Raw genomic sequence first — 17704 nt, 5'->3', positions numbered from 1 at the left:
ATGCCGGTCAGCGAAGTGCACCACGTGGCGGTGACCGTCTCCGACGTCGACCGGGCCGCCGACTTCTACGAGCAGGCGCTGGGCTACCGCCGCACGCTGCGTACCGACGTCGGCGGGCCGGGCATCGAGGTGTCGCTGGGGCTGCCCGCCGGCACCACCGGCCGGGTGCAGTACCTCCAGGGGCCTAGCCAGATCGGCCAGCTCGAACTCATCGAGTGGAACGGCACCCCGACCCGGACCGCCACCGGTGGGCACCTGGAACTGGGCCCCTTCCTGCTCAGCTTCGCGGTGCCGGTGGACGAGATGGACGAGCTGCACGCCCGACTGGTGTCGCTCGGCGCCGAGTGCCTCACCCCGCCGAACCGGGTGCTGCTGGAGAACTACGGGTACATCACCGCGTTCGCGGCCCGCGACCTCGACGGCAACCTGTTGGAGTTCGTGTCGCTGCCGTCGCGGGAGGAGATCCTCGCCCGGCGGCGGGAGGCGGACGGCTGATGGCGGGCAGCAACTTCTCGCTGACGCTGCGCCGGCAGGCCCTGCGCCGCGCCGACCGGGAGGCCCTGGTCGACGGCGCGGCCCGGTGGACGTACGCCGAGCTGGACGCCGACGTCGACCGGCACGCGGCGGCGCTGCTCGCGGCCGGGCTGGGCCCTGGTGAACTGGTCGGCGTACTGGGGCGCAACACCGCCACGTACGTCCTCGAACTGCTCGCCCTGAGCCGGATCGGCGCGATCTCGGTGCCGTTGAACTGGCGGCTGCACCCGAACGAGCAGGCGTACGTCATCGACCAGGCCGGCATCACCGCGCTGCTCTACGACGACGACTTCGCCGGCGACGCGGGCCGGCTGCTGGCCGGTACCGGCCTGCGGACCGCCGTCGCCAACGGCGACCGGGTGGTCGGCGACGCCCGGCGGCTGGCAGCCCTGCTGGCCGGCCAACCGGCGGGCGTCCGGGTCCCGGACGCGGCCAAGGAGCCCGGCGACGTGCACCGCCTGCTCTACACCTCGGGCACCACGGCCCGCCCCAAGGGTGTGATCCACACCTACGGCAACCTGACCGCCAACCACCTCGCCCAACTGCTCGAACTGGAACTCACCCCGCAGGACCGGATCCTGGTCTCCGCGCCGCTGTTCCACGTCAGCGGTCTGGAGGCACCCGGCCTGGCCACCTTCGTCGCGGGCGCGACGATGGTGTTGACGCCGACGTTCAAGGCGGCCGACATCGCCCGCGTCGCCGCCGAGGAACACGTCACCGGCATGGTCCTCGCCGCCCAGATCCTCTTCGGACTGCTCGACCTCGCCGAGCCGCCGGACCTGCGGTCGCTGCGCTACCTGCTGTTCGCCGGGGTCGCGCCGCGCGTGCGGCAGGAGGTGAAACGGCGGCTGCCGCACGTCCGGCTGGTCGACACGTTCGGCATGACCGAGCTGTGCAACGGCGCCTGCTACCTCGACGCCGCCCACGAGCAGAGCAAGCTCGGCGCGCTCGGCGCACCGTTCCCGGGCGTCCGGATCGAGATCGTCGACGAGCGGTTCCAGCCGGTGCCACCGGGGGTGGAGGGGGAGATCGTGGTCCGTGGCGAGAAGGTGTCGCCCGGCTACTGGAACGACGACGAGGCCAACCGGCGGACCCGCCGCGACGGCTGGTTCCTCACCGGCGACGTGGGCCGGATCGACGCCGACGGCTACCTGTGGTTCGTCGACCGGCGCGCCGACCTGATCAAGTCGGGTGGGGAGAACATCGCCAGCGCCGAGATCGAAAGGGTTCTCGCGCAGCATCCGGACGTCGCCGAGGTCGCCGTCATCGGCGTACCGGACCCGACCTGGGACGAGGTGCCGAAGGCGTTCGTCATCCTGCGCGACGGCGCCACCGTCACCGGCGAGGACCTGCGCGAGCACTGCCGGGCCGAACTGGCCCGGTACAAGGTCCCGAAGTACGTGGAGGTGGTCACCACGCTGCCGCGCAACGACTCCGGCAAGGTGCTCAAGAAGGGGCTGCGCGAGATCGAGGCGGCCCGGTGAGCACCGCCAACCTGGCCGCCATGCTGGCCCGCAACGCGCGGCGCTTCGGCGACGACGACGCGCTGGTGTTCGAGGGCCGGCGGTGGACCCACCGACAGCTCGACCAGGACGTCAACGCGCTCGCGGCCGGTCTCGCCGCCGAGGGGCTGGGCCGGGACGACCGGATCGCGATCGTGGCGAACAACGTGCCCGAGTTCCTCATCCTGTCGCTGGCGGCGGCGAAGCTCGGCGCGGTCTTCGTGCCGCTGAACTACCGGCTGACGTCCGGCGAGATCGCGCGGCTGCTCGCACACGCCGACGTGTGCGCGGTCGCGACCGTCCCCGAGTTCGCCGACCTGACCGACCTGGCCACCGCCCGCCTGCCGCAGGTACGCCGGTACGCGCTGGAACCGATCGGCGACGGCTGGACCGACCTGCGGGCGCTGATCGAGGCCCACCGTGGCGCCCGGGTGCCCGACGCCGACCTCGATCCGGACGCGCTGCAACGGATCGTCTACACCTCCGGCACCACCAGCCTGCCCAAGGGCGTGCTGCTCACCCACGGCAACGTGAACATGAACATGCACGCCCAGATCGTCGAACTCGGGCTGCGGGCGGGCGACCGGATCCTCAACTTCGCGCCGCTCTACCACGTCGGCGGCACCGACCTGCCCGGGTACGGCATCTGGCACGTCGGCGGCTGCATGGTGCTCCAGCGACGCTTCGCCCCGGCGGCCGTGCTGGAGGCGATCGGCACCGAGCGGATCACCGGGATGGTGATGGCCGCGACGATGCTCGACATGCTCCGGCGCGAGAGCGAGAACACGGTGGACGCCGACCCCTCCTCGGTGCGCTGGGTGATCTACTCCCAGGTGAGCGCGGCCCTGTACGCGGTGGCGCGCACACTGTTCCCGAACGCGCGGCTGATCGAGGGCTACGGTCTCACCGAGACGTGCAGCGGGTTGACCTATCTGGACGCCGCCCACGCGCAGAGCAAGCAGGGCTCGGTCGGCATCCCCGCGCCGTGGGTCCAGGTGCGGGTGGTCGACGCGAACGGCGACGACGTGCCGGTGGGGGAGAACGGCGAGGTGATCGCGCGCGGGCCGAAGGTGAGCCCCGGCTATCTCGACGACCCGGAGGCGACCCGTGCCGCCTTCCGCGACGGCTGGTTCCACACCGGTGACGTGGGCTGTTTCGACGCCGACGGCTACCTCTACATCCGGGACCGCCTCAAGGACATGATCCGCAGCGGCGGGGAGAACATGTCCAGCGCCGAGATCGAGAACGTCCTGGCCGGCCATCCGCTGGTCCTGGCCGTCTCGGTGGTGGCGGCGCCGCACCCGGTGTGGGTGGAGGTGCCGGTGGCGTTCGTGGTGGGCCGCCCGGGGCTGGCCGCCGAGGAGCTGATCGCGTACGCCCGGGAGCGGCTCGGCGGTTTCAAGGTGCCCAAGGAGGTCTACCTGGTGGCCGAGCTGCCCACCAACCCGTCCGGCAAGGTGCTCAAGCGCAGCCTGCGGGACCTGCGGCCGACACTACGGCCGGACTGGACGTACGGCGACCAGCAGCCCGGCTGAGCGTCACCGGTCGGTGCCGGTCGCCGTCCGCAGCAGGGCGAGGGCGTGCACGAGGTGGAAGCGGCGGGTGCCCCGACCCAGCTCGTCCCACGGCTTCTGCCAGGTCATCCGCCGGGCCAGCGTCCACGCGTCGTCGTCGACCACGGTCAGGTCCCGCACCGCGTCGACCTCGTCGCGGTGGTACGCGGTCAGCTCGTCGACCCGGGCGGCGACGTCCCGGTACGGGAACTGGTGGGCCGGGCAGGCCACCGCGGCGTCGAGGGCGCGGATGCGGGCCAGGCTGCGGAACAGGTCGGCGGCCGGGTCGTCCTCGGGGCGGCTGACGATGGCGAGCTGGGTGGGGCCCTCGGCCATCATGGTGTCGCCGGTGAAGACCAGACCCCGGGTGTCGAGATAGACGGTGTGGCCGTACGTGTGCCCCGGGGTGGGGACGGCGCGGACGGTCACGTCGCCGAAGCGGAACTCGGTCTCGTCGGTGACGGTCACGTCCGGCCGCAGGCTCTCGTGGTGCACGGCGACGTCGACGGCGTCGGCGTACATCGACTCGACCACGTCGGCGGGGGCTCCGGTGAGGTCGAGGGCGGCGCGCAGTTGGGCGAGGAACGTGCCCCGGGTTTGGTGCATGGTGGCGAAGTCGTCGGGGCGGCCGATCACGATGCGGGCTCCGGTGGTCGTCTGGAGCCGGGCGGCGAAGCCGACGTGGTCGGGGTGGTTGTGGGTGAGCAGGACGGTGCCGATCGCCTCGACCCGGTGCCCGAGGGACTCCACGGACTGCGTGAACGCGCGCCAGCAGGCCGGGTGGTCGTAGCCGGCGTCGACGAGGACGAGCCCGTCGGCGGTGTCCAGGAGATAGACGGTGACGTAGCGCAGGGCGCTGCCGGGCAGGGGGACGGGCACGGCCCAGACACCGTCCACGACCTGGGCGGGTGCGGGCACCTCACGGGCGCGGTAGCTGGCGGCGTGGGCGTCGATCGCGGGTATGGACATCGTCGCTCGGCTCCCTTACGGTGGGACAACACAACATACCGGATGGTCGGAATCTAACTCAAGGAGTCCGATGAGCGAGGAGCGGACCGGCTTTCGGCTGTGGGCGACCGCAGCACCCGACCTGTGCGCGGTGGTCACCCCCGACGACCGCCGGATCTCCTACGGGGAACTGTTCGCCGAGGTGAACCGGATATCGCACGGTCTGCGTACCCGGGCCGGGCTCCAGGTCGGCGACACGGTGGCCGCGGTCATGACCAACAGCGCCGGCATGATCGCGTTGTACCTCGCGGCGATGCAGTCCGGCCTGTACCTGGTCACGCTCAACTACCACCTCACCGAGCCGGAGATCGCGTACGTCCTGGCCGACAGCGGCGCCAAGGTGGTGGTCGGTTCGGCGCGCGTCGAGCAGGTCGTCGTCTCCGCCGCCGAGGCCGCACCCGGCATCCAGGTCTTCGTCGACGGCACCCCGCAGACCGACCGGGCGCAGCCGCTGTCGGCGCTCACCGCCGACATGCCGGCGGTGAGTCCGGAACAGGTCCCGGCGGGTTCGCTGATGATGTACACCTCGGGCACCACCGGCCGCCCCAAGGGCGTCAAGCGCCCGCTGAGCGGCATCGACGCCGACGCCGGGGCGCTGACCTACCGGTGGCTGTTCGCCGAGTTCGGCATGGAACGCCCGGCCTTCGCGTCCTGGCTGGTCTCCGCGCCGATGTACCACTCCGCCAACATCACCCCGGCGATGGGCGCGCTGCACGCCGGCGGCACGATGGTGCTGATGGACGGCTGGACGCCGGAGGGCTTCCTGCGGCGCGTCCAGGAGCAGCGGGTCACCGGCACCAGCATGGTGCCGACGCACTTCTACCGGCTGCTGCAACTGCCCGAGTCGGTACGCGCCGACTACGACGTCTCCTCGCTGCGCTACGTGCTGCACGGCGCGGCACCCTGCCCGCTGGAGGTGAAGCAGCGGATCCTGGACTGGTTCGGCCCGGTGGTCTACGAGTACTACGGCTCCACCGAGGTCGGCACCACGATCGCCCGCCCGCACGAGTGGCTCGCGCACCCCGGCACGGTCGGCCGCCCGGCGTCCATCTCCACCCTGCGGATCCTCGACGAGCAGGGCGAGGAGGTGCCGGTGGGGCAGACCGGCATCGTGTACATGCGGCAGGGCAACGACCGGGTCGAGTACCACAACGATCCCGGCAAGACCGAGGGCTCCCGCCGCGACGGCCTGATGACCGTCTGGGACGTCGGCCACGTCGACGCCGACGGGTTCCTCTACATCACCGGCCGGGCGTCGGAGCTGATCCTGGTCGGCGGCGTGAACGTCTACCCGGCCGAGATCGAGGCGGCGCTGCTGGCCCACGAGTGGGTCGCCGACGCCGGGGTGATCGGCGTACCCGACCCGGAGTTCGGCGAGGTGCCGCAGGCGCACGTCGTCCTGCGCGACGACGCGCCCGAGGGCGACGCCGCCGTCGACGGGCTGCGCCGCTACCTCGCCGACCGGCTGGCCAAGCCGAAGCGCCCGGTGTCCTACCTGGTGCGCGACGCGCTGCCGCGCGATCCGAACGGCAAGCTCTACAAGGCCCGGCTGCGGCGTACCCGCGAGGTGACGGCGTGACCGGACGGTACGACACGAGGGGAGGGGCGGATGGACTTCGATGACAGCGCGTCCGACCTGGCGTTCCGGCGTGAGGTCGGCGCCTGGTTGGACGAGGCGCTGAGCGACGTCCCCGACCAGGAGGAGTTGTCGCAGGACGAGCGCGAGAACTGGTCGCGGGTCTGGCAGGACCGGCTCTGCGCCGGCAACTGGGCCGGGCTGTCGTGGCCGGTCGCGCACGGTGGCCGGGGTCTGGACTCGCTGGCACAGGCCATCTTCAACGAGGAGGCCGCGGTACGCGGGGCGCCGTACCCGCTCAACGGGGTCGGCATGATGCTCGCCGGACCGACCGTCATCGCGCACGGCACCGACGAGCAGCAGGCCCGGCACCTGCCCGGCATCCTGCGCGGCGAGGAGTACTGGTGTCAGGGCTTCAGCGAGCCCGGCGCCGGATCCGACCTGGCCGGTCTGCGGACCGCCGCCACGAAGGTGGACGGCGGCTGGCTGATCAACGGCGCCAAGATCTGGACGTCGAACGCGCACAACGCCTCCCGGTGCCTGCTGCTCGCCCGCACCGACGCCGACGCGCCCAAGCACCAGGGGATCACCTACTTCCTCGCCCCGATGGACGGGTTCACCGTCCGGCCGCTGACGATGATCAACGGGGACACCGAGTTCAACGAGATGTTCCTCGACGACGTCTTCGTCCCCGACGCCGACGTGCTCGGCGGGGTCGGCAACGGCTGGCGGGTGGCCCTGACCACGCTCGCCTTCGAGCGCGGCAGCATGGCGCTGAACCTCTGGGTGTGGGCCCGCCAGGCGGTGGACCGGGTCGTCGACCTCGGCATCGCGCGCGGGGTGGCCGACGACAGTGCCTTCGTCGACGCGGTCGGCGCGTTGCAGTGCGACGCCGAGGCGGTGCGGATCGGGTCGATGCGGATGCTCGGCGAGAGCCGCGCCGGGGGAGTGCCCGGACCGGAGACCTCGGCCCTCAAGAGCCTCTGGGCCGGGGTGGTGCAGCGCGCCAACCGGCTCGCCGTGCACCTCGACGACGGGGGCGGGGTGTTGCTCGACGGCGACGGCGCCGCCGCCCGGATGCGCCGCTACCTGCGTGCCCGCGCCCACACCATCGAGGGCGGCACGGAGGAGGTCCAGAAATCGATCCTGGCGGAGCGGGTGCTGAACCTGCCCCGCTCACGCTGAGCGGAGTCATCGCGTGCGGGCAACATTCACCCAGGAACAGCAGGACATCGCCAAGACCGTCGGCGCGCTGGCCGACGCGGAACGCGCCACGGGCGGGCTGCCGACGCACTGGCAGGCCCCCGCCGGTGACGCGACGCTGTTGCGCGACTTCGGGCTCCTCGGTGTGCCGGAGCAGGTCGGCGGCATCGGGTCGAGCCTGATCGACCTGCTCGTCGCCGTCGAGGCGCTCGGCGAACGGCTCGTCGCGAGCCGGTTCCCGGCGCACGCGGCGGCGGTGCAACTGCTCTGCGGCAGCGGGCACGGTACGCCGCTGCCGGACGAGGTGCTCGACGGCAGCCGGGTGCTGACCCCGGCGGTGGACGTGCCGGGGGCCACCGCGCGGGCGGACCAGGTGTCGCCCCGCTCGGCGGTCCGCACCCTGGTGCCGTACGCGGCACAGGCGGACGCGGTGGTCGCCCTGGGCGCCGCCGAGGGCGTGTGGACCAGCGTGCCGGTCGAGGTGACCGCGCGCGAGTCGGTCGACCCGTCGGTGCCGCTGTCGGACGTCACGCTGCCCGATCCGCAGGAGATCGTGCCGGCCGGCACCGGGGCGGCCCGCGCCACGTTGGTGGTCGCCGCCGAACTCTGCGGTGTCGCGCAGGGCGCGATCGAGCTGGCCGCCGAGCAGGCGCGTACCCGTCAGCAGTTCGGTCGGGTGATCGGCTCGTTCCAGGGCGTCGCCTTCCAGCTCGCCGAGGCCGCCACGGCCCGCAAGGCCGCCTGGGACCTGACCCTCTACGCCGCCTGGGCGGTCGACAACGGACGCCCGGACGCGGAGATCCAGGTGCACGCGGCCAAGGCGGCGGCCGGGGCGGCGGCGGTCTTCGCCGCCGAGCGGTGCATCCAGGTGCACGGCGGCATGGGCATCACGATGGAGGCGGTGCCGCACCTGTTCCTGCGCCGAGCCCTGGTGCTCGACGCCCGATTCGGTCGCGGCTCCTGGCACCGCCGCCGTGCCGGCGAGTTGCGCATCGCCTCTCGACGTTCGTCGTAACCCCGCTGACCTGCGAAACCCTTGCAGGTCGACGACCACAGCGGTAACATACCGGCTGGTCGGAATAAACGAGGAGAAGCCGTGAAGTTCGGAATCATGAACCTGTTCCCGGTGAGTGACGGCACATCCGATCACCAGGTGCTGCGAGAGACCCTCGACGAGATCCAGCTGGCCGACGAGCTCGGGTTCGACTCGATCTGGCTGGCCGAGCACCACTTCTCGAAGTACGGCATCCTCGGCAGCCCGGTGAACTTCGGCATGGCCGTCGCCGAGCGGACCCGACAGATCACCATCGGCACCGCAGTCCTCGTGCTGCCGCTGCACCACCCGCTGCGGCTGGCCGAGGACATCGCCGCCCTCGACGTACTCAGTGGAGGCCGGGTCTCCATCGGCGTCGGCCGTGGCTACCAGCCCGCCGAGTTCGCCGGCTTCGGCATCCCGCTGGAGGAGTCGAAGCAGCGCTACCAGGAGACGCTGGAGGTGCTGCGGCTCGCGTTGTCGCAGGAGAACTTCTCCTACCACGGCAAGATCTTCCAGTACGACAACGTCACGACCTACCCCCGGCCGTACACCCCCGGTGGTCCGCCCATCCTCCAGGGCACCGTCTCCCCGGACAGCTTCCGCGAACGCGGCGCCCTCGGCGAGTCGATCATCACCTCGCCGAACTTCACCCCGTTGGGCGTGATGCAACGCAACTTCGACCTCTACCGGCAGAGCATGCGGGAGAACGGATTCGACATCAGCACCTACGACCTGCCCTTCATGCAGCAGGTCTGGTGCGGTGACAGCAGCGAGGGACTGCGCGCGGCCGCACAGGCCGCCCTCAACTACTACAAGTCCGTCGGCAAGGTCATCCCCGGCTCGGAGGAGGCCATCGACAAGGAGCGCGCCTACTACGCGGCGGTCGCCAAGAACATCGAGCTGCTGACGCTGGAGCAGACCCTGACCCACGGCGGCAACTTCGGCTCCGCCGACCGCGTCATCGAGACCATCGAGATGCTGCGCGAACAGCTCGGCATCAACCACTACATCGGCTGGCTGCGGATCCCGTCGCTGGACCGCAGGGCCGCGCTCAAGTCGATGGAGGAGTTCGCCGCGAAGGTCATCCCGCACTTCCGCGCCACCGCCGCGAAGGACGACACGGTGAGCGCGCCGGCCGCCGCCGAGGCGGTCGTCGGGTGAGGATCAGCTGCTTCCTCAGCGCCCAGTTCGACCCGGCGGCGTCGCCCACCGAGGGCATCGACGGCGTCCTCGCCCAGGCCGCCGCCGCCGAAGCTGCCGGCTTCCACGGCGTCTACCTCGGACACCACTACCTGGCCCGGTCGGCGTTCGTGCAGCCGATCCCGCTCGCCGGTCACCTGGGACACGCCACCAACCGCATCCGTATCGGCTTCGGCGTCCTGCTGGCGCCCCTGCTGAACCCGATCGCCCTCGCCGAGGACCTGGCCTCCCTCGACGTGCTGACCCGTGGTCGGCTGACCGTCGGCATCGGCGCCGGCTACCGACGCCGGGAGACCACCGCCTTCGGCGTGGCGTGGGAGGACCGGCTGCGCCGCCTGCGCGAGTACGTCCCGCTCCTGCGCGCCCTGTGGCGCGGCGAGACGATCGACGCCGCCGGCAGTTGGGGCGAGGTGCCGCAGGCCAGCCTGCCGCTGCGCCCGGTGCAGCCCGGCGGCCCGCCGATCTGGATCGGCGCGTTCGCCGAACCCGCCATCCGACGCGCGGCCCGGCTCGACGCCCCCTGGCTCATCGGCCCCAAGGGCGACGACGCCGAACTCGCCCGACTCCTCGGCATCTACCGCGCCGAACTCGCCGAACGGGGCCTCGACCCGGTCCGCGAGTACCCGATGAGCCGCGAGGCGTTCATCGGCGACAGCTACCGCAGCGCCGTCGCGGCGGTCCGCCCGCACCTGCAACGCCAGTACGCGGGCTACAAGTCGTGGGACGAGGCCCAGTCGCTGGACCTGGACCGCTACCTGGCCCAGGACTGTCTGGTCGGGTCGGCCGACGAGATCGTCGACAAGCTCCGCCGCTGGGAGAACGACCTCGGCATCACCGAGGTGTCCCTGCGGCACCAGTTCGTCGGCGCCAGTCAGGAGGAGGCGATGGACCAGCTCGCCCGATTCGGCGCCGAGGTCGTCAGCCGGGTCGCCACCCCGAGCACCGAGGAGTCGACGCGATGAGCGGCGCGAATCTCGCCCTGATCCTGCACGGGCGCGGCACCGACCGGGGCGACGTGCCGGGCCTGCACGGCGAGGACGGCCGTTCGTGGACCTTCGACGAGATCGACCTGCTGGCCGGGGGCGTCGCCGCCGCACTGCGCGCCGAGGGCGTCGGCGCCGGTGACCGGGTCGCCTGCTATCTGACCAACGGCCCCGAGGTCGTGTTCTTCCTCTTCGGCGCCTGGAAGATCGGCGCGGTGCCGGTGACGGTCAGCAGCCTCTACAACGCCGCCGAACTCGCCGAGTCGGTCGCCAAGACCACCCCGCGCCTGCTGCTCGTCGACGACCGCCGGCCCGAGGTCGTCGCCGAGTTCCTGGCCGGCACCGACCTGCCGGTGCGCTCGGTCAGCGAACCGGTCGCCGGGGCGCCGGCGCTGCCGTGGCGACGCCCGACGCGGGTACCCGCCGTCGACGTCGCACCGGACGCGGAGGCGTGCATCCTGTTCACCGGCGGCACCACCGGCCGGCCCAAGGCGGTCAGCGTGACCCACGGCGGCTCACGGGAGTCGCTGATGCGGATGGCGCGGGTGGCCACCGGCACCGACGCCGAGGGCAGCGCCGCGACCGACGCGAAGCCCAACCTGATCGCCCTGCCGCTGTTCCACAGCGGAGGCCAGCACTCGCTGCTCTTCGCGTACTTCGTCGGCCGGGCCGCGGTGGTCTGGGAACGCTTCGGCGTCGACCGGCTCGACGGACTGATGCGACGATTCGCCTTCGACAACTTCTTCTTCCTGCCCACCATGGTCTTCGACATCGTGCACACCGAACGGGACCTGCCGTTCGAGGGCGTGAAGTCGGTCCTGGTCGCCGGACAGGCCATCTCCTGGCCGGTCCGGCGGGCCTTCGAGCAGCGCTACCACGTACCCATCCTGGTCAACTACGGGTCCACCGAGGCCGGGCACATCGCCGGGTGGAACGGCCGGGACATGAAGGCCGGTCGGTGGAAGCCCGGCTCGGCCGGCCGGGTCTATCCCGGGGTGGAGCTGGAGATCCGCGACGAGACCGGCACCGCGCTGCCGGTCGGCGCGGAGGGCGAGGTGGTGGTCCGCTCCGCGTTGACCAAGGGGTACGTCGACGACCCGGCCGCCTCCCTCGAACTGGTCCGCGACGGCTGGGTGCACACCGGCGACATCGGCTACGTCGACGACGACGGCGTGCTGTTCCTGGTCGGCCGGAAGCGAGACATGATCAAGTGCGGCGGCTTCCAGGTGTGGCCCGAGGAGATCGAGGACGAACTCCGCGAACACCCGCTGGTCGACGACGTCCGGGTGCTCGGCCGCCCCGACGACCGGCTGGGCGAGATCCCGGTGGCCCTCGTGGTCCGCCGGACCGACGACTCGATCCCCGACGCGGTCCTCGCCGACGGCATCGTCGCGTTCGCCCGCGACCGGCTGGCGCACTTCAAGGCACCCCGACGCGTCGAGTTCGTACCCGCCCTGGAACGCAGCACCACCGGGAAGACCAGTCGGGTCGCGGCACCCGCCGCCGAGGGAGGTCGGAGCTGATGAAGTTCGGCATCATGGCGTCGCACCAGTATCCGCACGGCGACGACCTCGGCCGGCACCTGAGCGACCTGTTCGGCACCGTGGAACTCGCCGCCGAACTCGGCTACGACTCGGTCTGGACGATCAACCACTTCCAGTCCAACCTGGCCACCCCGCAGCCCATCTCGATGCTGGCCAGCCTGATCCCGCGCTCCGGTGAGATGACCCTCGGCACCGGCATCCTGCTGCTGCCGATGTTCCATCCGGTGCACGTCGCCGAGGAGTTCGCGACCCTGGACCACCTCTCCGGTGGACGGGTGGTCCTCGGTGTCGGCGCCGGCTACCGGGAGAACGAGTTCGCCGCATTCGGCCTGGACCCGCAGGCCCGGTTCCGCCGCTTCGACGAGAGCCTGCGGCTGATCCGGGCCCTCTGGGGCGGCACGCCGGTCACCCACGACGGCGAGTTCTATCCGCAGGTCGACGCCACCATCGGCATCCGACCGCTGACCCCGGGCGGCCCGCCGATCTGGATCGGCGCGGGCGGTCGCAAGGCCGTCCGCCGCGCCGCCCGCCTCGGCGACGCCTGGTACGCGCCGGGCAACTCACCGAGCCGCCGGTTCCTGCCCGAGCACCTCGCCGTCTACAACGAGGCGCTGGCCGAGTACGGCCGCGACCCCGCCACCGTGCAGCGCCCGGTCGGCGTCGAACTGTACTGCGCGCCCACCACCGAACAGGCAGTCGAGGAGGCCCTGCCGCACGCCCGGCGGGAGTACTCCACCTACGCCGAGTACCCGGCGCTGCGCTGGCAGCGCGACCGCTTCGACGACCTGGTCCGCAACACCCTCCTGCTGGGCTCGCCGGAGTTCCTGATCGAACGCATCTCCGCCCTGCGGGACCTCGGCTTCGACCATCTCATCTTCCGTCCCGGATGGCTCGGCATGCCGACCGAGCGACTGCGCGCCTCGCTGCGACTGTTCGCCACCGAGGTGTTCCCCGCCTTCCGCACCAGCCGACCCTAAGGAACCGCCGTGAAGAAGACCGAAGCCGAGCTGCTGGCAGACCAGTGGGACGTCGAGAACATGGAGGTCGACCCCGAGGTCCTCGCGACGTACGTCCGGTACGACGTGGACGAGGAGCGGTCCGTCGCGACGATCACCTTCGACCGCCCCGACCGGCTCAACGCCATCCCCGTCGCCGCCTTCGAACGCGTCGGTGACCTGGTCCGCGAGGCGGAGACCGACGACCGTGTGAAGGTCATCGTGTTCAAGGGGGAGGGCGACCACTTCGGCACCGGCGCCGACGCCGCCGAACTCGGCCACTACATCGGCTACAAGACCGGCACCGACAAGGCGTCCCGCCGCCGCCCGGCGCAGCGGCAGCGCATCCTGCCCGACCGCAACGTGCTCAGCTCCGGCTTCACCCGGCCCATCATCGAGTCGTTGAAGGCCACCATCTGCCAGGTGCAGGGCTACTGCTACGGCGGGCACTTCCAGATCGCGCTCTCCGCCGACATCGTCATCGCCAGCCCCGACGCCCGCTTCACCCACCCGGCGTTCCGCTACCTCGGCCCGGCCCCGCAGGACATGTACCACTGGATCGAGAAGGTCGGCCTGACGACGATGAAGGACGTCATGCTGACCATGCGGGCCATCGGCGCCGAGGAGGGCGAACGCAAGGGCCTGGTCACCAAGGTCGTCGAGCGCGAGGAACTGTCGCGGTGGGTGGACGACTACGCCGACGCGATCGCCGTCATGCCGCTGGACTCGCTGATGATGGGCAAGTCGATGATGCAGGTGGTGATGGAGGCCCGGGGCAAGGGCCTGGGCGCGATGACCGGGTGGGTCGGCCACGGCTGGGCCACCAACGTCAGCTTCGCCGACGGCGACTGGAACTTCCTCAAGGAACGGCGGGAGAAGGGCATCGCGCAGGCGTTGGCCGACCGGGACCGGCTCGTCGCGCCGTACTTCCGGCTCAGCGACTCCCGGGCCCGCGAGAAGTAGGCGCACGATGAAGTTCGGCGTCCTGCTCGACCACCAGTACGCGTACGACGACGACCTGGGTCGACGCCTCGGCGAGACCGTCGAGTACGTGCAGCACATCCGTGACCTCGGCTACGACTCGGTCTACGGCATCCACCACTACCTGTCGTCGCTGCGGACCCCCCAGCCGTTGCCGCTGCTGAGCCGGTTGATCGACCACTCCGGCACGATGGAGCTGGGCACCGGGATCCTCATCCTGCCGTTGGGGCACCCGGTGCACTGGGCCGAGGAGATCGCCACCATCGACCAGATGTCCGGCGGCCGCTTCGTCCTCGGCATCGGCGCCGGTTACCGCGAGGTGGAGTTCGACTCGTTCGGCATCGACCGGCGCACCCGGGTCTCCCGGATGAACGAGGCGCTCGCGGTGATGCAGCGGCTCTGGACCGGCGAGACCGTCCACCACGAGGGCCGGCACTTCACCCTCGACGGCGTACGGTGCAGCGTGCTGCCCGTCCAGCAGCCGCACCCGCCGGTCTGGGTCGGTGCCAACGGCCCCACCGGCATCGCCCGGATCGCCCGTCAGGGACTGCCCTGGCTGGCCCCGTCCAACGTCCGGCGCAACTGGGCCGTCGGCAACCTCGCCGACTACCGCGAACAGCGCCGGGCGGCCGGCTTCAGCGAGGAGGGCGCGGTCTTCCCGATCCACCGTGACCTCTGCGTCGCCGACTCCTTCGACGACGCGTACGCCCTCGCCGGTGACGCGGTCCGTCGCTCCTACGGCGAGTACGTGCAGTACGGCATGGACTTCTTCGAATCCCAGTGGGAGGCCATCAAGGAGCGGGCACTCTTCTTCGGGTCCCCCGACGACATCGCCGCGAAGGTGCAGGACTTCGCCGACGCCGGATTCAACCACTTCGTCTTCCGCGCGCAGTGGCTCGGCCAGCCCATCGAGGACTCGATGCGGATCGTCGAACGTTTCGCCCGCGAGGTCATGCCGAGGTTCCGCACATGAAGATCGGACACGTGATCGTCCCCGCCGACGAGCTGGACGCCCAGCTCGACTTCTACACCCGTCTCGGGCTGACCGTCCGCTTCCGGGACGGCGACCGGTACGCCGCGCTCACCGACGGCACGGTGACCGTCGGACTGGCCGACGCGTCACAGCAACCCGTCGCCGGCCGGACCCTGCTCAGTATCCAGGTCGACGACCTGGACGCCTGCCTCGCGCAGGTGACGGCCGCAGGCGGCACGGCGGGCGACGTCGTAGTGGGCCCGCACGAGCGACGGGCGGTCGTCGTCGACCCGGGCGGCAACCCGCTCGTCGTCTACCAGCGCCTCGCCTGACCGCCGTCCACCGGAGCCCGCGCGGCACAGACCGGCCGCAGACCACCCTTGCGGCGATGCGCAGGTCAGTGCACGTGCTGGCCGGTGCGTAGCCGTCCGGGCTCGACCACCTCGGCGTAGACACCGAAGCAGGCCGCCTGGCCCAACCCGGCCACGGGGACGCGGTAGTGCCGGGCCAGCGCGCTCAGGACGCCGCGATCGGCGGGTACGTCCGCCTGGGCGAGCCCGGGGACGACGCACCGGGGCGTGGGCACGACCACCCGGAGCAGGACGTCACCGAGGCGAAGTTCCTGACCCGGCTCGGGATCACCGGGCGCGTCGAGCACCAGGTTCGGTCGGAAACGTGCCGCGACCGCGCCGGCTCCGCCGGTGCGTGCGCCCAACGTGGACAACGCGCCGGTGGTCACCAGGTGTACGGCACCGAAGTCGACGAAGCGTCCACCCGGCTGTGCTCCGGCGAGCGCCGTGACGGTGTCCTGGCCGGGAGGTACGTCGTCCATCCACTGCGGCACCATGCCCGCGTCCTGCGGCAGGGTCCGGTGCAGTGTCGGGTCGGACGGCACCTCCCGGATCAGTCGCACCGGGCGGCCGAGATGATGACCGAGCGCCGCCTCCGCCTCGGCGGTGCCGGCCCGCACCTCGCGGCCGTCGACGTGCAGTGTCAGCGTCGGTTCGGGATCGCCGTCGCGCAGCGTCGCACCGACGTCGAGCAGGCGTCCCCACCGTCGCGGGTGTTTGGCGCTGCCGATGGTCGCGTCCTGTCCGTCGACGCACGCCCACACCCGGTCACCCCGCAGGCCGGCCGGTTCGACGTCGACCTCCGGCAGGATCTCGGCCCGTGCGCTCTTGAGCGGATAGCGCCGCAGCGCGACGACCTTCGGCATCGCTGCCTTCCTTGCGATCCCACCAACCTGGACCGTCCGAGCTTAACTGTCACCGGACGGAACGCCGGGAACTCGACCGGCCCGTCGGACGACGCGGTACGTGGAGGCGATCGACAGCGGTTGCGGTGCCGGACGGCGAAGGCGGGGGAGCGGGATGCCCGGGAGCGGGGCGGCGCGGTCCTTCAGCGGCGCTCAGTGGGCGGTGCTGGCGAGCGGCCTGCTGGTCAACGTCGGCTCGTTCTCGATCTATCCGTACCTCGCGGTGCTGCTGCGCGAGCGGATGGGTCTGGGCATGGGGCAGATCGGCGTACTGCTCGGGGTGGCGACCCTGGTGCAGTTCGCCAGCGCACCGGTCACCGCCGCACTGGCCGAGCGGATCGGCCTGCAACGGTGCCTGCGCGGCGCGACGGTGCTGTACACGCTGGGCGGATGCGGGTTCCTGGCGGGGGAGGGGCGGCCGGGGCTCACCGTCGCCGGTCTGGTGCTGATCTCGGCCGGCGGCGCGCTCTACTCACCGGCGTACCGGGGATATCTGGTGCACGGCGTCGTCCCGGAGGCCCGGCCCCGCCTGGTCTCCGCCGGCAACGCCGCCGGGAACCTCGGCATCGCCCTCGGACCGGTGGTCGGAGCACTGCTCATCCGGTACCCCGGGGCGATGTTCACCGTCGTCACGGCGCTCTACGCCGGTCTGGCGCTCGGGCACCTGTTCCTGCCCCGCGAGCCGTCGGGCGCGCCGGTCGTGCCGGTGGAGCCGTTCCGGCGGGTGCTGTCCGGTGTGGCGGTGTTGCCGTTCGCCGTGACCGCGCTCTCCATTTATCTCTACATGCAGTTCTATCAGTACCTCTCCAGCTATGCGCAGGGACGGGTGGCCACCCTGGTCTTCGGGGCCGCCATGATGGGGTACTCCCTCGGCCTGGCCCTCGCCCAGCCGCTGGTGGCCGAGCGGGTCGGGCGGATGGCGTACCGGCCGGCGATGGCCGTCGGCTTCGGCTGCCTGGCGGTCGGGATGGTCGCCTTCGCCGCCGGCCACTGGTCGAGCCTCCTGGTCGGGGTGACCGTGATCAGCCTCGGCAACGCCGTGCTGTTCCTCAAGAACGACCTGGAGGCGCTGGCCCGGTCGCGCCGGTCCGCCACGGTGGTCTTCGGCCAGCAGCGGTTGGCCGTCGGCGTCGGCTCCTTCCTCAGCGGGGTGGTCGGCGGCAACGCGTACGGGGCCTTCGAGGCGGCCGGGCTGCTGCCGGGGTTCTGGCTGGCCGTGGCGGCCCAGTGCGTACTGCTTCCGTCGCTCCTGCTGGGCGGACGCGCGCTGGTCCGGCGTCGCCGGGACGCGACGGCCGGGTCCCGAGCCGCCGGTCCACGGTGACGTCGCGGGAACCAGGTACGCCGCCTCGCCGACTAGA

16 protein-coding genes are annotated in these 17704 nt (G+C 71.7%); 14 read left to right on the top strand and 2 right to left on the bottom strand.

Annotated features, from left to right (window positions below; genetic code table 11):
- Genes HUT12_RS05510 through HUT12_RS05500 form a run of 3 tightly spaced genes read left to right on the top strand, consistent with a single transcriptional unit; the run spans window position 1 to window position 3571 of the window.
- On the top strand, window positions 1–495 hold the full coding sequence (locus HUT12_RS05510) for a VOC family protein (protein WP_131051562.1): 495 nt from the start codon (window positions 1–3) through the stop codon (window positions 493–495).
- Window positions 495–2018 carry a class I adenylate-forming enzyme family protein gene (locus HUT12_RS05505; protein WP_176092698.1) on the top strand — a complete coding sequence of 508 codons (1524 nt, stop codon included), beginning with the start codon at window positions 495–497 and terminating at the stop codon, window positions 2016–2018. Before HUT12_RS05510 ends, HUT12_RS05505 begins: the two co-directional genes overlap by 1 nt.
- Window positions 2015–3571 carry an AMP-binding protein gene (locus HUT12_RS05500; protein ID WP_217705956.1) on the top strand — a complete coding sequence of 519 codons (1557 nt, stop codon included), beginning with the start codon at window positions 2015–2017 and terminating at the stop codon, window positions 3569–3571. The genes HUT12_RS05505 and HUT12_RS05500 overlap by 4 nt, the downstream gene beginning before the upstream one ends.
- A gap of 3 nt (window positions 3572–3574) precedes the next feature.
- On the opposite strand, the gene HUT12_RS05495 is transcribed toward HUT12_RS05500, so the two are convergent.
- Window positions 3575–4558 (bottom strand): MBL fold metallo-hydrolase, encoded by a 984-nt coding sequence (locus tag HUT12_RS05495; protein ID WP_176092697.1) that lies wholly within the window; start codon window positions 4556–4558, stop codon window positions 3575–3577.
- A 70-nt stretch (window positions 4559–4628) separates the two neighbouring features.
- Between HUT12_RS05495 and HUT12_RS05490 the strand changes: the two genes are divergently transcribed.
- From HUT12_RS05490 to HUT12_RS05445, 10 genes are all read left to right on the top strand, one after another.
- On the top strand, window positions 4629–6176 hold the full coding sequence (locus HUT12_RS05490; RefSeq protein WP_176092696.1) for an AMP-binding protein: 1548 nt from the start codon (window positions 4629–4631) through the stop codon (window positions 6174–6176).
- Between the two features lie 30 nt (window positions 6177–6206).
- Window positions 6207–7358 carry an acyl-CoA dehydrogenase family protein gene (locus HUT12_RS05485; protein WP_176092695.1) on the top strand — a complete coding sequence of 384 codons (1152 nt, stop codon included), beginning with the start codon at window positions 6207–6209 and terminating at the stop codon, window positions 7356–7358.
- 13 nt (window positions 7359–7371) lie between these two features.
- Window positions 7372–8391, top strand: a complete 1020-nt coding sequence (locus HUT12_RS05480; RefSeq protein ID WP_131051567.1) for an acyl-CoA dehydrogenase family protein — start codon at window positions 7372–7374, stop codon at window positions 8389–8391.
- Window positions 8392–8472: 81 nt separating this feature from the next.
- Window positions 8473–9573 (top strand): LLM class flavin-dependent oxidoreductase, encoded by a 1101-nt coding sequence (locus HUT12_RS05475; protein WP_131051568.1) that lies wholly within the window; start codon window positions 8473–8475, stop codon window positions 9571–9573.
- Window positions 9570–10574 carry an LLM class flavin-dependent oxidoreductase gene (locus HUT12_RS05470; RefSeq protein WP_176092694.1) on the top strand — a complete coding sequence of 335 codons (1005 nt, stop codon included), beginning with the start codon at window positions 9570–9572 and terminating at the stop codon, window positions 10572–10574. Before HUT12_RS05475 ends, HUT12_RS05470 begins: the two co-directional genes overlap by 4 nt.
- On the top strand, window positions 10571–12118 hold the full coding sequence (locus tag HUT12_RS05465) for a class I adenylate-forming enzyme family protein (RefSeq protein ID WP_131051570.1): 1548 nt from the start codon (window positions 10571–10573) through the stop codon (window positions 12116–12118). The genes HUT12_RS05470 and HUT12_RS05465 overlap by 4 nt, the downstream gene beginning before the upstream one ends.
- The gene (locus HUT12_RS05460; protein ID WP_131051571.1) at window positions 12118–13116 is read left to right on the top strand and encodes an LLM class flavin-dependent oxidoreductase; all 999 of its coding nucleotides are present in this window, start codon (window positions 12118–12120) and stop codon (window positions 13114–13116) included. Before HUT12_RS05465 ends, HUT12_RS05460 begins: the two co-directional genes overlap by 1 nt.
- A 9-nt stretch (window positions 13117–13125) precedes the next feature.
- The gene (locus HUT12_RS05455) at window positions 13126–14097 is read left to right on the top strand and encodes an enoyl-CoA hydratase/isomerase family protein (protein WP_131051572.1); all 972 of its coding nucleotides are present in this window, start codon (window positions 13126–13128) and stop codon (window positions 14095–14097) included.
- A 7-nt stretch (window positions 14098–14104) separates the two neighbouring features.
- Window positions 14105–15088 (top strand): LLM class flavin-dependent oxidoreductase, encoded by a 984-nt coding sequence (locus HUT12_RS05450; RefSeq protein WP_131051573.1) that lies wholly within the window; start codon window positions 14105–14107, stop codon window positions 15086–15088.
- Entirely contained in the window at window positions 15085–15420 is a 336-nt protein-coding gene (locus HUT12_RS05445; RefSeq protein WP_131051574.1) for a VOC family protein, read from the top strand. The genes HUT12_RS05450 and HUT12_RS05445 overlap by 4 nt, the downstream gene beginning before the upstream one ends.
- Window positions 15421–15485: 65 nt before the next feature.
- Here the strand turns inward: HUT12_RS05445 and HUT12_RS05440 are convergent, their stop codons facing one another.
- Window positions 15486–16304 (bottom strand): MOSC domain-containing protein, encoded by an 819-nt coding sequence (locus HUT12_RS05440; RefSeq protein ID WP_176092693.1) that lies wholly within the window; start codon window positions 16302–16304, stop codon window positions 15486–15488.
- Between the two features lie 154 nt (window positions 16305–16458).
- Here HUT12_RS05440 and HUT12_RS05435 point away from each other — a divergent pair, with 154 nt between their 5' ends.
- Window positions 16459–17667, top strand: coding sequence for an MFS transporter (locus HUT12_RS05435; RefSeq protein WP_176092692.1), 1209 nt, complete (start codon window positions 16459–16461; stop codon window positions 17665–17667).
- Window positions 17668–17704: the final 37 nt, after the last annotated feature.

The sequence above is a fragment of the Verrucosispora sp. NA02020 genome (assembly GCF_013364215.1).
Classification (GTDB): Bacteria; Actinomycetota; Actinomycetes; order Mycobacteriales; family Micromonosporaceae; genus Micromonospora.
Note: the sequence above shows the minus strand (reverse complement) of the source record. Positions and strands in the feature narration are given on the sequence as shown.

Coding starts and splice junctions, on each gene's coding strand:
- HUT12_RS05510 (WP_131051562.1), top strand. CDS start 1: ATGCCGGTCAGCGAAGTGCACCACGTGGCGGTGACCGTCTCCGACGTC.
- HUT12_RS05505 (WP_176092698.1), top strand. CDS start 495: ATGGCGGGCAGCAACTTCTCGCTGACGCTGCGCCGGCAGGCCCTGCGC.
- HUT12_RS05495 (WP_176092697.1), bottom strand. CDS start 4,558: ATGTCCATACCCGCGATCGACGCCCACGCCGCCAGCTACCGCGCCCGT.
- HUT12_RS05490 (WP_176092696.1), top strand. CDS start 4,629: ATGAGCGAGGAGCGGACCGGCTTTCGGCTGTGGGCGACCGCAGCACCC.
- HUT12_RS05485 (WP_176092695.1), top strand. CDS start 6,207: ATGGACTTCGATGACAGCGCGTCCGACCTGGCGTTCCGGCGTGAGGTC.
- HUT12_RS05465 (WP_131051570.1), top strand. CDS start 10,571: ATGAGCGGCGCGAATCTCGCCCTGATCCTGCACGGGCGCGGCACCGAC.
- HUT12_RS05460 (WP_131051571.1), top strand. CDS start 12,118: ATGAAGTTCGGCATCATGGCGTCGCACCAGTATCCGCACGGCGACGAC.
- HUT12_RS05450 (WP_131051573.1), top strand. CDS start 14,105: ATGAAGTTCGGCGTCCTGCTCGACCACCAGTACGCGTACGACGACGAC.
- HUT12_RS05445 (WP_131051574.1), top strand. CDS start 15,085: ATGAAGATCGGACACGTGATCGTCCCCGCCGACGAGCTGGACGCCCAG.
- HUT12_RS05440 (WP_176092693.1), bottom strand. CDS start 16,304: ATGCCGAAGGTCGTCGCGCTGCGGCGCTATCCGCTCAAGAGCGCACGG.
- HUT12_RS05435 (WP_176092692.1), top strand. CDS start 16,459: ATGCCCGGGAGCGGGGCGGCGCGGTCCTTCAGCGGCGCTCAGTGGGCG.